Source organism: Nonomuraea sp. B208, assembly GCF_057536035.1.
The window spans coordinates 70,524-85,385 of sequence record NZ_BAAJOU010000021.1; the positions used below are offsets into that span (position 1 = coordinate 70,524).

The 14,862-nt window shown below is 72.3% G+C and carries 15 protein-coding genes and 1 tRNA gene; 8 read left to right on the forward strand and 8 right to left on the reverse strand.

Going from position 1 to position 14,862, the window contains the following annotated elements; genetic code table 11:
- Positions 1-33 precede the first annotated feature (33 nt).
- Complete coding sequence (locus AC27IY_RS17045) at positions 34-711, forward strand: SAM-dependent methyltransferase (RefSeq protein WP_487178492.1); 678 nt, start codon at positions 34-36, stop codon at positions 709-711.
- 100 nt (positions 712-811) lie between these two features.
- Here the strand turns inward: AC27IY_RS17045 and AC27IY_RS17050 are convergent.
- The 3 genes from AC27IY_RS17050 to AC27IY_RS17060 form a co-directional block, all read right to left on the reverse strand.
- Positions 812-884 (reverse strand) — tRNA-Ala (locus AC27IY_RS17050).
- A 17-nt stretch (positions 885-901) separates the two neighbouring features.
- Positions 902-1,630 (reverse strand): HAD-IA family hydrolase, encoded by a 729-nt coding sequence (locus AC27IY_RS17055; RefSeq protein ID WP_344213959.1) that lies wholly within the window; start codon positions 1,628-1,630, stop codon positions 902-904.
- Positions 1,631-1,645: 15 nt separating this feature from the next.
- Positions 1,646-1,765, reverse strand: coding sequence for a DLW-39 family protein (locus AC27IY_RS17060; protein ID WP_020542320.1), 120 nt, complete (start codon positions 1,763-1,765; stop codon positions 1,646-1,648).
- A gap of 482 nt (positions 1,766-2,247) precedes the next feature.
- On the opposite strand from AC27IY_RS17060, the gene AC27IY_RS17065 reads away from it, so the two are divergent.
- From AC27IY_RS17065 to AC27IY_RS17075, 3 genes are read left to right on the forward strand one after another with little or no spacing between them, the layout of a single operon-like run.
- Positions 2,248-2,463, forward strand: coding sequence for a heavy-metal-associated domain-containing protein (locus AC27IY_RS17065; RefSeq protein ID WP_423452163.1), 216 nt, complete (start codon positions 2,248-2,250; stop codon positions 2,461-2,463).
- Entirely contained in the window at positions 2,460-3,404 is a 945-nt protein-coding gene (locus AC27IY_RS17070) for a hypothetical protein (RefSeq protein WP_487178493.1), read from the forward strand. The genes AC27IY_RS17065 and AC27IY_RS17070 overlap by 4 nt, the downstream gene beginning before the upstream one ends.
- A 30-nt stretch (positions 3,405-3,434) precedes the next feature.
- A complete protein-coding gene (locus AC27IY_RS17075) occupies positions 3,435-5,642 on the forward strand; it encodes a heavy metal translocating P-type ATPase (protein WP_487178494.1) in 2,208 nt (735 codons plus the stop codon).
- Between the two features lie 22 nt (positions 5,643-5,664).
- Here AC27IY_RS17075 and AC27IY_RS17080 read toward each other — a convergent pair whose 3' ends face one another.
- Positions 5,665-6,906 carry an MFS transporter gene (locus AC27IY_RS17080; protein ID WP_487178495.1) on the reverse strand — a complete coding sequence of 414 codons (1,242 nt, stop codon included), beginning with the start codon at positions 6,904-6,906 and terminating at the stop codon, positions 5,665-5,667.
- Complete coding sequence (locus tag AC27IY_RS17085; RefSeq protein WP_364461067.1) at positions 6,903-7,352, reverse strand: carboxymuconolactone decarboxylase family protein; 450 nt, start codon at positions 7,350-7,352, stop codon at positions 6,903-6,905. The genes AC27IY_RS17080 and AC27IY_RS17085 overlap by 4 nt, the downstream gene beginning before the upstream one ends.
- A 67-nt stretch (positions 7,353-7,419) precedes the next feature.
- Between AC27IY_RS17085 and pdxR the strand changes: the two genes are divergently transcribed.
- On the forward strand, positions 7,420-8,826 hold the full coding sequence (pdxR, locus tag AC27IY_RS17090; protein ID WP_487178496.1) for a MocR-like pyridoxine biosynthesis transcription factor PdxR: 1,407 nt from the start codon (positions 7,420-7,422) through the stop codon (positions 8,824-8,826).
- Here the strand turns inward: pdxR and AC27IY_RS17095 are convergent.
- Both AC27IY_RS17095 and AC27IY_RS17100 read right to left on the reverse strand, forming a co-directional pair.
- Positions 8,782-9,300 carry a universal stress protein gene (locus AC27IY_RS17095; protein WP_329588066.1) on the reverse strand — a complete coding sequence of 173 codons (519 nt, stop codon included), beginning with the start codon at positions 9,298-9,300 and terminating at the stop codon, positions 8,782-8,784. The two genes, pdxR and AC27IY_RS17095, sit on opposite strands and share 45 nt — an antisense overlap.
- Positions 9,301-9,398: 98 nt before the next feature.
- Positions 9,399-10,112, reverse strand: a complete 714-nt coding sequence (locus AC27IY_RS17100) for a hypothetical protein (RefSeq protein ID WP_487178497.1) — start codon at positions 10,110-10,112, stop codon at positions 9,399-9,401.
- A 61-nt stretch (positions 10,113-10,173) separates the two neighbouring features.
- Between AC27IY_RS17100 and AC27IY_RS17105 the strand changes: the two genes are divergently transcribed.
- Complete coding sequence (locus AC27IY_RS17105) at positions 10,174-10,770, forward strand: cadmium resistance transporter (RefSeq protein WP_487178498.1); 597 nt, start codon at positions 10,174-10,176, stop codon at positions 10,768-10,770.
- Here AC27IY_RS17105 and AC27IY_RS17110 read toward each other — a convergent pair.
- Positions 10,754-12,088: a hypothetical protein gene (locus tag AC27IY_RS17110; RefSeq protein WP_487178499.1), complete on the reverse strand. Its 1,335-nt coding sequence runs from the start codon at positions 12,086-12,088 to the stop codon at positions 10,754-10,756. The genes AC27IY_RS17105 and AC27IY_RS17110 overlap by 17 nt on opposite strands.
- A gap of 153 nt (positions 12,089-12,241) precedes the next feature.
- Between AC27IY_RS17110 and AC27IY_RS17115 the strand changes: the two genes are divergently transcribed.
- A complete protein-coding gene (locus AC27IY_RS17115) occupies positions 12,242-14,029 on the forward strand; it encodes a flavin-containing monooxygenase (protein ID WP_487178500.1) in 1,788 nt (595 codons plus the stop codon).
- Positions 14,030-14,057: 28 nt separating this feature from the next.
- Positions 14,058-14,843, forward strand: coding sequence for an MBL fold metallo-hydrolase (locus AC27IY_RS17120; protein ID WP_344213935.1), 786 nt, complete (start codon positions 14,058-14,060; stop codon positions 14,841-14,843).
- Positions 14,844-14,862 lie beyond the last annotated feature (19 nt).

Below are 14,862 nucleotides of genomic sequence, written 5' to 3' on the forward strand. Positions count from 1 at the left end.
CAGAGTCCAACACTAGAGTTTAACTCTAGCTACTTGGAGGAGACGATGGACCAGCTCAACGCCCAGAACCCGGACTCGGACCTGACCCCATCGGAACAGGTCCAGGAGGAGGAGTCCGTACACCGCGCACTGGAGGGCTTTTACCGCGCCGGCAAGCCGCCATGGGACACCGGCGTCACCCCGCCCGAGCTGGTGGCCCTGGTGGAGGGGCAAGGCGCGCTGCCGCCCGGCCGCGCCCTCGAACTCGGCTGCGGCACGGGAACCAACGCCATCTACCTCGCCCGGCACGGCTGGGAGGTAGCGGCCGTCGACCTGATCGACCGCGCCGTCGACCAGGCCAGGCAGAGGGCCGAGGCGGCGGGGGTGACGGTGCGGCTGCTGCACGGAGACGCCACCCGCCTCGACGAGCTGAACGTGCCCGGCCCCTTCGACCTGTTCTTCGACCTGAGCTGCTACTGCGGAATCCCGCTGCACCGCCGCGACGCCTACGCCGCCGGGCTCACCCACCGCGCCGCTCCCGGAGCACGGCTGCTGATGTTCGGGTACGGCCCCGAGCCGCTCGACAACCCGACCACCGAGATCAAGTCGTGGGCGGCGGGCGTCACAGCCGACGAACTCCGGGCCAGGTTCGCCGGCTGGGAACTTCTCGACGTCACACCGGGCACCAACTCGGTGCCGACCTTCTGGTTCACGCTGCAACGCGTCGCCTAGCGCCAAGGCGGTGCTGGACGCGCCTGTAACTGTGACGATGCAGCTGTATAAAGTCGAAAAGGCCCCATCCCCATCAGGGGAAGTGGCCTTTTGCTTGGAGTGGAGCCTAGGAGATTCGAACTCCTGACATCCTGCTTGCAAAGCAGGCGCTCTGCCAACTGAGCTAAGGCCCCTTCGAGACGAAGATAGCTTACCGGGCGGAGGATGCCACCTGCGTCGCGCCCATGCTGTCGCTCAGGATCAGGTCGGGGAAGTCGACGATGGAGTCCAGGATGTGGGTCGCGCCGCCCTTGAGGAGGCGTTCGCGGCTGTGGACTCCGGTCATGAGGCCGGCCACGACGGAGGCGCCGGCGCGGCGGCCGCAGAGCATGTCGCTCTCCGAGTCGCCGATCACGGCCACGTTGCGTACGTCGGCGATGCCGAGGCGGAGGACGGCGTGGAGGACCATGTCGGGCCAGGGGCGGCCGCGGCCTCCCGCGTCTTCCGGGCTGATGGCGAGGTCGATGCGGTCGTGCCAGCCGAGGATGCCGAGGACGCGGCTCAGCGTGGTGCGGCTGAAGCCGGTGATCAGGGCGAGCTTGACGTCGTTGCCGCGGAGCTTGTCGAGGACTTCGAGGACGCCGGGCATGGGTTCGAGACCCGCGCGCTCCAGGGTGCCCTCGTAGGAGCGCTCGAAGGTCAGGTTGGCCGCCTGGGCCTGGGCCTCGTTGCCGGGGAAGATGCCGCGGAAGACGTCGATCTTGGGGCAGCCCCGGGACCGGTGCACGTGCACCATGGCTCGCGCGTACGCTCCGGTCCCGGGCACTATGCCCTGTGTCGCGATCGCCTCGGCGAAGGCGCGTTCGACCATGGCGATGTCACCGACCGTGGTGCCTGCAAGGTCCAGGCACACCAGCTTGATGGGGACGATGTCACTCATCGCCTCGCCGGTCGGTTAGTTCTCGCTGCCGGTCGCCTCGGTCCAGAGATCGAGCTCGGCGCGGTCGGCCTGCACCTTGCGCCAGATCAGCAGCCCCCCGAGGGCGATCAGCGCAAGCACGAGCAGCTTCTTCACGGTGTGACCCCACTTCTTCGACGGCCTCACCTGCCGGGGTGAGACCCAACGGTTGACATGCAGCCTAGCAAGGGATGGCTGCGGTCCTCGTGTTGTGCGCGGACCAGATGTGCGGATTGAGCGGTGAAATGTGTGGATTGGGGGATGGATAGGGATACGGGCAGGTGCCGAAACGACTGCTCAGGCAACTTTTCAAGCGAGCGGGTGCTCGGCGAGTCTTCGCGTGTTCAAGAGCCCACCATATCCAGGGGTGACGGTTCTCACGTGCCGGCGGGGCCGCGTGTCCGGATTCGGGGGCTTGCTCATACCCTGGGGGGGTATGTTAGGTTCGTAGTGGCTGGGCGGGACGCTGTGAGCGAACGGCCCGCCGCTGGACCGCCTCTGTCCGTACGTCATGGGGAGAGGTGGGGCACCGAAATACCCTAGGGGGGTACGGTGTTAGACTCGAAGAGGACGTATTTGACCATGTTGAGGAGACCGTGATGACCGTTACCGCCACCTACACCGTCAAGGGCATGACCTGCGGCCACTGCGTCAGCTCGGTGAAGGAGGAGGTCGGCGAGGTCGCCGGCGTCACCTCCGTCGAGGTCGAGCTGGAGAGCGGCCTGCTCACGGTGAGCAGTGACGAGCCCGTTGAGCAGGCGAAGATCGCCGCCGCCGTGGAAGAAGCCGGGTACGAACTGGCAGGCCGGTCATGAACGCGGCCGGCAAGCTGGGCGCCTACGTCCTGGGGCTGGCCGTCGTGTTCGGCGGGGCCCTGGGCGTAGGGCGGGTCACGGGTCCCGGTGACGCCCCCACCCAGGGGAAGTCCGCAGCGGTGGCGGAGCATGCGGAAACGGGCGGGCACGACGGCGCGGACGGCGGTCATGAGGCCGCCACCACTACCACTACCAGGACTGATACCCCCGGGGGGCTCCAGGTGTCCCAGAACGGCTACACCCTCTCCCTGCTCACCACCCCGGTCACCGGCCGTCCCATGGACCTGACGTTCCGCGTCACCGGCCCCGACCAGCGCCCCGTGACCGGCTACAAGGTCGAGCACGACAAGAAGATGCACTTCATCGTCGTCTCCCGCGACCTCACCAGCTTCCAGCACGTCCACCCCGAGATGGCCCCGGACGGCACCTGGAAGACCAGCCTCACGCTGCCCGCCCCCGGCGCCTACCGCGCCTTCGCCGATTTCGTACCGGAGGGCGGCGAGAAGCTGACGCTGGGCGCCGACCTCCAGGCCGCGGGCGACTACCAGCCGCAGCCGTTGCCGCATGTCAGCCGTACGGCGACGGTCGGTGACTACACTGTGAACCTCGCAGGGAACCTGGTGCCAGGCCGGTCGAGCAAGCTCACGCTCACGGTCAGCAAGAACGGCAAGCCGGTGACGGACCTCCAGCCATACCTGGGCGCGTACGGACATCTGGTCGCGCTGCGCGCGGGCGACCTCGCCTACCTGCACGTGCATCCGGAGGAGAGCGAGCAGGCCGGGCCGGAGATCACGTTCTACGCCGAGGTGCCGAGCGTCGGCAACTACCGGCTGTTCCTCGACTTCCAGCACGACGACCAGGTGCGGACGGCGAGTTTCACCGTCCCCGCCACCCTGGCCGACGGGCACGCGCCCTCGGCCACCCACGACCACGGCCACTAGCGGCACGGACGCGACGAAGGGAGAGGTGACATGTCCTCCATGACCGAGGGCAAGGCTGTCGAGCTCACGATCGGCGGCATGACCTGCGCGTCCTGCGCCAACCGGATCGAGCGCAAGCTCAACAAGCTCGACGGCGTGACCGCGACGGTCAACTACGCGACCGAGAAGGCGAAGGTCACCTTCCCGGAGGGCCTCGATCCGCGGGCGTTGGTCGAGGAGGTCGAGAAGGCGGGCTACACCGCCGCGCTCCCCGCCCCGCCCGCCGCCGAGGAGGAGGGGAAGGAGAAGGCGGAGCCGCCGGACGAGCTGCGCCGCAGGCTGATCACCGCGATCGTGCTCAGCGTCCCGGTGGTGGCGATGGCGATGATCCCGCCGCTGCAGTTCCCGAACTGGCAGTGGCTGTCGCTGACGCTGGCGGCGCCGGTCGTGGTGTACGCGGGCTGGCCGTTCCACAAGGCGGCCTGGACCAACCTGCGCCACGGCGCGGCCACCATGGACACGCTGATCTCCATGGGCACGCTGGCGGCGCTCGGCTGGTCGCTCTGGGCGCTGTTCTTCGGCTCGGCGGGCACGCCGGGGATGACGCACCCGTTCGAGTTCACGATCGAGCGCACCGACGGCTCCGGCAACATCTACCTGGAGGCGGCGGCGGGGGTGACAGCGTTCATCCTGGCCGGGCGCTACTTCGAGTCCCGCTCCAAGCGGCGGGCGGGCGCGGCGCTGCGAGCGCTGATGGAGCTCGGCGCGAAGGACGTGGAGCTGGCCGACGGCAGCCGGGTGCCGGTCGAACGGCTCCAGACCGGCGACCGGTTCGTGGTGCGGCCGGGGGAGAAGATCGCCACGGACGGCGTGGTCGAGGAGGGCTCCTCGGCGGTGGACGCCTCCATGCTGACCGGCGAGTCGGTGCCGGTCGAGGTCAAGCCGGGTGACGGCGTCACCGGCGCGACCGTCAACGCGGGCGGCCGGCTCATCGTCCGGGCCACCAGGGTCGGCGCCGACACGCAGCTCGCGCAGATGGCGCGGCTGGTGGAGGAGGCGCAGACCGGCAAGGCGCAGGTGCAGCGGCTGGCCGACCGGATCTCGGGCGTGTTCGTGCCGGTGGTGATCGCGCTGGCGGTCGCCACGCTGGGCTACTGGCTCGGCACCGGCAACGGGGCGGGGGCGGCGTTCACGGCCGCGGTGGCGGTCCTCATCATCGCCTGCCCGTGCGCGCTGGGCCTGGCCACGCCGACGGCGCTGCTGGTCGGCACCGGGCGGGGCGCGCAGCTCGGCATCCTCATCAAGGGCCCCGAGGTGCTGGAGTCCACGCGCAAGGTGGACACCGTCGTCCTGGACAAGACCGGCACGGTCACCGAGGGCCGCATGACGCTCACCGCCGTGCACCTGGCCGAGGGGGAGACCCGCGAGGAGGTGCTGCGGCTGGCCGGGGCGCTGGAGAACGCCTCCGAGCACCCGATCGCCCAGGCCGTCGCCCGCGAGGCCGCCTCGCAGGCCAAGGTCGAGGACTTCGCGAACGTCGAGGGGCTCGGCGTGCAGGGGATCGTGGACGGGCATGCGGTGCTGGTCGGACGCCCCCGGCTGCTCGCCGAGTGGTCGCAGCACCTGCCCGCGGACCTCGCGGCCGAGCTGGAGGAGGAGCAGGCCAAGGGCCGTACGGTCGTCGCGGTCGGTTGGGACGGCAAGGCGCGGGCGCTGCTGGTGGTGGCGGACGTCGTGAAGCCCACCAGCAAGGAGGCGGTCGCGCAGCTCAGGGCGCTGGGGCTCACCCCGGTGCTGCTGACCGGCGACAACGAGGCCGTGGCCCGTACGGTCGCCGCCGAGGTGGGCATCGACGAGGTGATCGCCGAGGTGCTGCCCGCCGAGAAGGTGGACGTCGTCAAGCGGCTCCAGGGCGAGGGCAGGGTCGTGGCCATGGTGGGCGACGGGGTCAACGACGCCGCCGCGCTGGCCCAGGCCGATCTGGGGCTGGCGATGGGCACCGGCACCGACGCCGCCATCGAGGCCGCCGACCTGACGCTGGTGCGCGGCGACCTGCGGGTGGCGCCGGACGCGATCCGGCTCTCCCGCCGGACGCTGGCGGTCATCAAGGGCAACCTGTTCTGGGCGTTCGCGTACAACGTGGCGGCGCTGCCGCTGGCGGCGGCGGGGCTGCTCAATCCGATGATCGCGGGGGCGGCCATGGCGTTCTCCAGCGTGTTCGTGGTCAGCAACAGCCTGCGGCTACGCGCGTTCCGCTGAGCGGGGGCGGCGGGCGTCGAAGCTACGCGCGTTCCGCTGAGCGCGAGGCCGAGCGGCGGGCCCAGCGGACGGCCGGCGTCATCGCGGCGCCGGCCGCCGCGAACATCGCGCCGAGGGCGAGCCAGCCGAGCGTCCCGCCGCCGAGGACGAGCGTGGTGAGCGCGACCGGGCCGAGCATGCGGGCCACGGCGGTGCCGGTGCCGAAGAAGCCCTGGTACTGGCCCTGCCGGTCGTCGGGAGCCAGGCCGAAGCTGATCTCCCAGGCGCCGGCCGCCAGCAGCATCTCGCCCCACACCAGCAGGGCGGCACCCAGCAGCAGGTACGGCCACCCGTACGGACTGAGCGCGAACACCGCGCAGGCCGCCAGCATCATCAGCCCGGCCCGGCGCACCGACGCGGACGCCTCCCGCAGGGTCCGCACCCGGCGGGCCACCCGCACCTGGAAGGCCAGCACGCTGCCGGTGTTCACGAGGAGCAGCGCGGCCACCACCCAGGACGGCGCGGACGTGCGACCGGCGATCCACAGCGGCACGATGACGCTGAGCAGCGGCATGTAGAACAGCAGCACCGCGTTGATCAGCGTGACCAGCGCGTACGGCCGGTCCCGCAGCACGGTCAGCCGGCCGGAGGGGGCCGTGCCATCAGCGGGGCCGCCCGCCGGGCGGAGCGCGGGGAGCCGCAGCAGGAGGGCCGCGGCCACGAGGAAGCCGGCCGCGTCGAGGGCGAAGAGCGCCGTGTACGCGGCGGGCGTGTCCAGCCACAACGCGATCCCGCCGAGCCCGGCCCCCGCCGCGAGCCCGCCGTTCAGCGTGGCCTGGAGCATCGCGCGGGCCGCAGTCCGCTCGGCGGGCGGCACCAGGCCGGCGAGCAGCGCCTGGCGGGCCGCCGACAGGCCGGTCTGCGCGATGCCGTACAGGCAGGTGACCAGCAGGAACGGCACGAACGAGCGGACCAGCGCGAACGAGGCCACCGCGACGGCGGTCGCGACCGCCAGCGCCACGGCGACGCCGCGCGGGCCGCGCCGGTCGGCGAGGTGCCCGAGCGGGACCCCGGCCACCATGCCGACCGCCCAGCCCGCCGTGAGGCCGATGCCGATCTGGGCCGGGGGTAAGCCCACGACCTTCGCGAAGTAGAAGGCGGAGGCGACGAGGTAGGCCCCGTCGCCGACGGAGTTCGCGAACTGCGCCTGGGCGAGCACGCGCCGCCCGGAGCCAAGGCGGCCGGCGGGGGCGGGGGCGGGGGCGGCCAGAGTGAGGGTGGTCATGGCTGGTACGACTCCGGCGTCATGCGGGTGGAGACGCCGATCCGGTTCCAGGCGTTGATCGCCGCCACCGCGACCACGAGCGCCGCCAGCTCCTCCTCGCTGAAGTGCGCGGCGGCCTCGTTCCAGACCGCGTCGGTGACGTCGTCGGTGGACAGCCGGGTGGCGGCCTCGGTGAAGGCGAGCGCGGCCCGCTCCCGCTCGGTGAAGAACGGCGCCTCCCGCCACACGGCGACCGCGTGCAGCCGCGCGTCGCTCTCCCCTTCCTTCTTGGCGTCGGCGCTGTGCATGTCCACGCAGTAGACGCAGCCGTTGATCTGGCTGGCCCGCAGGTTGACGAGGTGGACGAGGGACGTGGGGAGGGGGCTCGCGGCGACGAAGCGGTCCAGGCCGGCCATGCCGCGGTAGGCCTCGCGGGCCAGGGATCCGAGGTTCATGCGTTCGGTCATGAGTTCATCCTCGCGCCCGGCTTGTCCCAGGATAAGCTCCAATTTCCAGCCAATTGATTGGGCCAAGATGGACGTGCACATCACCCTTCACGAGGGGCGGGGCAACCTGGCCGCCCAGGTGTACCGGCAGCTCATGGACGCCATCCTCGACGGCCGGCTGCGCTCGGGCGAGCGCCTGCCGCCGACCCGCGAGCTGGCCCGCCGGCTGGACATCTCCAGGAACACGGTCGCGCTCGCCTACGACCGCCTGGTGGCCGACGGCTTCCTCGTGGGCCGGGCGGGGGCGGGCACGTTCGTCTCGGCCGCGCCGGTGCGCGGCAGGGCCGCGCCGAAGGGCGTCATCCGCCCGCGCGCGCCCTGGCCGGACCTCAGCCCGCCCCCGCAGGTCCCGCCCGCCCGCTACGACTTCCGCGTCGGCATGCCCGATCCCCGCCTGTTCCCCATGCAGACCTGGCGCCGCCTGGTGGCCCGCGAGCTGCGGGCCGGCATCGGCGGCTACGCGGACCCGGCCGGGCATCCGGCGCTGCGCGAGGCGATCTCCCGGCACATCGGCCTCAGCCGCTCGGTCGACGCCGGCCCCGGCGACGTGCTCATCACGAACGGCGCCCAGCAGGCCCTCGACCTCATCGGCCGGGTGCTGATCGAGCCCGGCGCCTGCGTGGCCGTCGAGGAGCCCGGCTACTGGCCGGCCCGCCTGCTGTTCCGCTCGCTCGGCGCGCGCGTGGCGACCGTGCCGGTGGACGCCGAGGGCATCGACGTCGCGGCCATCCCCGGCGCGGCCCGCGTCGTGTACGTGACGCCGTCCCACCAGTTCCCGCTGGGCACGCCCATGTCGCCGGCCCGCCGCGCCGCGCTGCTCGCCTGGGCCGAGCGCCGCCGCGCGGTGCTCATCGAGGACGACTACGACAGCGAGTTCCGCTTCGGCGAACGCCCGCTCGCGCCCCTCCAGAGCCTCGACCGGGCGGGCCGGGTCATCTACGTGGGCTCGTTCTCGAAGACGCTGCTCCCCATGCTGCGGCTCGGCTTCCTCGTCGCGCCCGCCTCGCTCGCGCCCGCGCTGCGCACCGCGAAGCAGCTGTCCGACTGGCACGGGGAGCTGCCGGCGCAGGCGGCGCTCGCCCGCTTCATCGACGAGGGGCTGCTGGCCCGCCACATCAGGAAGGCGACCCGCGAGTACGCCGCCCGCCACGCGCCCATCGCCGAGGCGCTGGCCGCCGACGAGCGGCTGCGGCCGGTGCCGTCCAGCGCGGGGCTGCACCTGTGCGCCCGGCTCGCGCCCGGCGTGTCCTTCGAGCCGGCGCCGGGGCTCGCGGTGGAGCGGCTGGAGGCGTACTGCGCGGAGGGCGCCCCGCAACCCGGGCTGGTGCTGGGCTACGGCGGGATCACCAGGGACCTGGTCCCTGAGGGCCTGCGCCTGCTGGGCCGCTCGCTACGGATGCCGGCGGCCCCAGGACCGCCGGCCTCGGTCACCTGACAGCTCGGGGTCGTCGGGCGCGGCCGGCTGCTGCACGATCACCACCGTCGTACGCGCGTGCCGCGCGCAGTACATGCTGGTGGAGGGCAGGAAGATGCGGCTGAACAGCCCGCGTCTCCCTCGGCCGAGCACCAGCAGGTCGCCCTCGCCGGCGAGATCGACGAGATGGTAGCCGGGGTCGCCGACCCGGCCGATGGCAGCCGTCGTGAGGTCGTCGGGCACCCCGCCCGCCACGTCCTCGAACGCCGCCGTGATCACCTCGGCGCAGCGGGCCTCCTCGCCCGCCCGCACCGCGTGCTGCACGGGCAGCGCCTCGGGGAAGGGATGGACCGGCGCGCGACTGACGTGCACGGCGACCAGGGCCATCCGGTGCAGCCTGGCCGCCCCGATGGCCCAGGCCAGCGCCCAGCGCGAGGCCGGGGACTCGTCCACTCCCACGATCAGCCTCGCACCGCCGGGCAGTTCCTGTTCCACGGTGCCTCCTGATGAGAAGTACGACCATAGTGCGCCACTCGGCCGGTTACCGGGAGGTGGGACTTTGCGAACTTCGGCGTCGCCGGTCGGGAGGCGGATCAGATGAGCGTGAGCAGGCCGTCGTGGAGGGCGTCGCGCTCGGCGGCGGACAGCGCGGCGTACGGTCGGCCCGCCCGGAGGTTCGTGGCCGCCTCGACCGCCGCGCGCACCGGGCCGTCCCGGAGGCCGACGATCTCGGCCGCGGACAGGCCCGCCGCCTCCCAGGCCGCGGCGTGGGCGTCGGCGCGGTGGTAGCGGAGCGCGGCCAGGCGGTTGAACAGCAGCACGCCGGGGGAGGCGCCGCCCGGCTCGTACGGCGGCGCCACCAGCTCCAGCGCCCCGCCGGGGACGCGCTCGGCGTGCTCCAGGACGCGGCCGGCCAGCTCGGCCAGAACACGCAGGTCGCCTGGCCAGGCACGGGCGGTGGCGGCGGCGTGGACCTCGTACAGGCCGTGGACGTACGCGCGGCCGCGGGCGGTCAGCCGCAGGCCGTCGTCCCCGTCGGCCAGCGTGCCCTCGCGCAGGTGCTCCAGGACGGCGTCCTCCAGGGCAGCCGGGTCGTGGTAGCGGTGGATCACGGCGAGCCCGGCGCGGGTCAGCGGGCGCAGGGGGAGCACGAAGCGCAGGTCGGGTAGGAGGCCGGGGGTGACGCCCGAGGTCTCGGCGAGCTCGGTGGCGGCGCGGCGGGCCGTGGCGTGCACGTTGACGTGGGCCGCGTCGATGATCGGGGCGATCGCCGCCGCATACTCCGCCAGACCCTGAAATTTCGCCATTTGGCGGTCATTATGCCAACCCCGCAGCTACCCGCCAGGCATGTCCGGGATCATGGTGCCCATGCACACCGGGAACAGCATCGGAGGCGTCGTCGCGCAGGCCGCCGGGCTGTTCGCCGTCACGAACGTCGACGACCTCGTGCTGCTCGCGCTGTTCTTCGCCCAGGCCGCCGGGCATCGGAGCGGCGCGGCGCGCATCGTCCTCGGCCAGTACCTCGGCTTCGCGGCGATCCTCGCGGTGTCCGTCGCCGCCGCGCTCGGGGCCACGCTGCTGCCCGAGGCGGTGCTGCCGTACCTGGGCCTGCTCCCCCTCGCTCTCGGCGTCCGCGCGGCCTGGCGGGCCTGGCGCGAGCGGAACGGCGGGGACGAGGAGGAACCCGGAGGAGGTCCGGGCGGTCCCGGCGCGCTCGCGGTCGCCGCCGTCACGTTCGCCAACGGCGGCGACAATGTGGGCGTCTACGTCCCGGTGTTCGCCACCTCGGGCCCGGCCGGCATCGCCGGGTACGCGGCCGTCTTCCTCGTGCTGGTCGCCGTCTGGTGCCTGGCGGGCCGGCTGTTCGCCACCCGGCCGCTCGTCGCCCGCGCGCTGAGCCGCTGGGGGCACGTGCTGCTCCCCCTCGTGCTGATCGCCGTCGGGCTGGTCATCCTGCTCGGCTGAGCTGCGCGGGCTCCTGCTCGGCGGCGGGCTCCGTGGTACGTCCGGCCAGGGTGAGGCCGAGGGCCAGGAAGATCAGCGGGATCGCCGGCACCACGTACCGGACGTCGAAGGCGGCGAGGAACGGCGGCGAGACGACGAGCGCGAGCGCGACCAGCGCCGGGAGCAGCGCGTCCCAGCGCCGCCGCCACACCATGAGCCCGAACGCGGCCATCAGCGCGACCATCAGCAGCGGGAACGGCACATATCCGAAACGCTGGTAGGCCCGCAGCCAGCCGGCGTACGGCTCGACGACCCGCGTGGCGGCCGGCCCGGCCTCGTACGACTCCGCGATGCCGCGCACGGACTCGCTGATGGGCCGCTCGGCGGCGGGCAGCTTGTACGGCGTCTTCTCGTCCACGGCCGTGCGCTCCCAGCGCAGCAGCTGCCGGAGGTCGGTCGCCACGGCGGCGAGGTAGTCGACCGGCTGGGCGAGGATGGCCTGCCGGGCGAACTCCCCGGCGAGCTGGTTGCGGTTGGCCGTGCCCGGCACCTTGAGCAGCGGCGAGAAGTCCTCCCACAGCCAGTGGGGCGGGTAGGGGCGCTGCTCGACGGGCATGTTCGGGCAGAGCACGGCCAGGCGCTCCGGCGGGTCGATCACCGCGCAGTCGGCGAAGCTCATGGTCCTCGACCAGAGGAAGTTGCCGTCCGCCTCGGTGAGCGCGAACTTGCCCTTCTCCGCCTTGGTCCAGGTCGCGTACGCGCCGAGCGGGATCGCCCCCGCCACGACCAGCGCCACGAGGGGACGCCAGCCGTACCGGCGGATCAGCAGGTACGCGGCCGTGAGCAGCAGCAGCGGCAGGCCGACGGTCCGGGTGATGCCGGCCAGGCCGAGCAGCAGCCCGGCGGTCGCCGCCGTGGCCGGGGTGACGCGCCAGACCACGAGCACGACGGCCGCCGTGACGAGCGCGACGAAGACCGCGTCCGCCATGATCATGTGTTCCAGGAGGATCAGGAACTCGTCGTACAGCAGCGGGGTGACCAGCAGCGTCGCGCCCCAGCCCGGCAGGCCGCGCTTCCTGAGCAGGGCGTACACGCCGATCGCGAGCGCCAGCCCCAGCAGGTGCTGCAGGACCGTGACGAGCGTCAGGCTGTGGGCCGGGCGCAGCAGCGCGAGCAGCAGGGAGTAGCCGGACGGCCGGGCGGTGCCGGGCGTCAGCTCCTCGCGCAGGAACGCGAACGAGTCGCCGTAGAACAGCAGCGCGGGCGGGAACCCGAGCACGGCGAGCACGCGCAGCCCGATGGCGGGCAGGAGGGCGATGACCAGCGCGCGATGAGCCAAGGCGGTGCAGCTTCCTCGGGCAGCTTCTTGACGTACGGATTAATCACCATAGCGGCCCTCAACTCGCCCGACGGCCGTCCAGCGCGGGGCCTTGTCGGCGACCGGGGCCGAATGTGATTCTGGAATCGCCTCGGACAATCCACCGGAGGACGCATGACAGCCGCGATCGGCCGCATCGACAAAGAGGCCCTGCGCCGCAAATACCGCGAGGAGCGCGACAAGCGGCTCCGCCCGGACGGCAACGACCAGTACCTCCGCCTGCCCGCCGACTACCTGGACGACCCGTACACGCCCAGGACCGAGCGCGCCCCCAAGACCGACCACGTCACGGTCGCGGTCATCGGCGGCGGCTTCGCCGGGCTGCTCACCGGGGCGCGGCTCAAGGAGGCCGGCGTCCAGGACGTCCGCATCCTCGACAAGGCCGGCGACTTCGGCGGCACCTGGTACTGGAACCGCTACCCGGGAGCGCAGTGCGACACGGCGTCGTACGTCTACATGCCGCTCCTGGAGGAGACCGGCCACATGCCGTCCGAGAAGTACGCGCACGCGCCCGAGATCCTGGAGCACTGCCGCCGCATCGGCAAGCACTTCGGCCTCTACGACGACGCGCTGTTCCACACCGAGGTCACCGGCCTGGAATGGCTCGGCGGCCGGTGGCTGGTGCGCACCGACCGGGGCGACGCCTTCACCGCGCAGTTCGTCGTCATGGGCATCGGGCCGCTGCACGTGCCGAAGCTCCCCGGCATCCCCGGGATGGCGGATTTTCGCGGCCACGCCTTCCACACCAGCCGCTGGGACTACGCCTACACCGGCGGCGACCCGGCCGGCGCCCCCATGGACCGGCTGGCGGACAAGCGGGTGGCGATCATCGGCACCGGCGCGACCGCCGTCCAGTGCGTCCCCCACCTGGCGAGGGCCGCCGCCGAGCTGTACGTCTTCCAGCGCACCCCGTCGAGCGTGGACGTACGCGACAACCGCCCCACCGACCCCGAATGGTTCGCCGGCATCGCCACGCCCGGCTGGCAGCGGCGCTGGCTGGAGAACTTCACCGCCATGCAGACCGGCGCCCAGGCCGACGAGGACCTGGTGATGGACGGCTGGACCGACCTCGCCCGCCGGGTCAGGGCCAGGGTCGCCGAGCTGCCCGAGATCACCCCGCAGACGTTGCTGGCCGCCTTCGAGGACTCCGACTTCGAGAAGATGGAGGAGATCCGCGCCCGCGTGGACGCCGTCGTACGCGACCCGGAGACCGCGCGCGGGCTCAAGGCCTGGTACCGCCAGCTCTGCAAGCGCCCCTGCTTCCACGACGAGTACCTCCAGGCGTTCAACCTGCCCGGCGTCCACCTCGTGGACACCGACGGCAAGGGCGTCGAGCGCATCACGGAGAAGGGCGTCGTCGTCGCCGGCCGCGAGTACGAGGTCGACTGCGTCATCTACGCCTCCGGCTTCGAGGTCGGCACCGACTGGACCCGCCGCGCCGGCTACGACCTGATCGGCCGCGACGGCCGCAGGCTGTCGGAGCACTGGGCCGACGGCATGCGCTCGCTGCACGGCATCCACGTGCACGGCTTCCCCAACGCCTTCCTCATCGGCCACACCCAGGGCGCGAACCTGCTCTCCAACATCCCCCACAACCTCACCGAGGCCGGGCGCACGGTCGCCACCGTCGTCGCGCACGCCCTGGCACACGGCCACACCGAGGTCGAGGTCACCGAGGAGGCCGAGAACGGCTGGGTGGACCTGCTGCTGTCCGGCAACGGCCCGCTGCTCGGCTCGCCCGACTGCACGCCCGGGTACTACAACAACGAGGGCCGGGACCTGGGCGTACGCGGGCGGTTGAACGGCGGCTATCCCGGGGGTGCGGCGGCGTTCTTCACCTACATCGACCAGTGGCGGTCCTCGGGGACGTTCGAAGGGCTCCGGTTCACCCGTATGCCATAGGTGGAGGTGAAAAGTAGGGTTCGGTGCCATGGACGAGAAGTGGCAGGAGATCGGCGACCGGGTCTACGTCCGCCGGCACCGTTCCTACGACATGAACACCGGCCTGGTCGTGGGCGACGACGGGCACTGCCTGGTGCTCGACACGCGGGCCTCGCACCGCCAGGCGGCCGACCTGATCGAGGCGATCAGGACGATCACCCACGGTCCCTGGACGGTCGTCAACAGCCACTCCCACTTCGACCACTACTTCGGCAACGCGCTCTTCCGCCCCGCCGAGATCTGGGGCCACACCCGCTGCGCCGAGGAGATCGAGACGTACGGCGAGCAGCAGCGCGCCGCCCTCCTGGAACGGCTTCCCGAGGTGGAGGAGGTGACCATCGTCGCGCCGGACTGCACGTTCACCAGCGCGGCGAGCCTCGACATCGGCGGGCGCATGGTGCATCTGCGGCACTTCGGGCTCGGACACAGCAGCAACGACGTCGTCGTGCAGGTGCCGGACGCGGGGGTGGTGTTCGCGGGTGACCTGGTGGAGGAGGGGGCGCCGCCCGCGTTCGGGGACTCGTACCCGCTGGACTGGCCGGTGACGCTGGCCGCGATGCTCAGGGAGATGCCCGAGCCGGTGATCGTGCCGGGGCACGGCGCGGTGGTGGACCGCGCGTACGCGTCGGGGCAGCAGGCCGAGCTGGCGCTGGTGGCCGACCTGGCCAGGCGGGCGCACACGGAAGGGCTGCGTGACCTCATCGGCCGCTTCCCGTACCCGGAGGAGACCAGCAGGCAGGCGATCGACCGCGCCTTCCTGCAGCTCGACGCCTGATCGCCGCCGGACTCTCGAC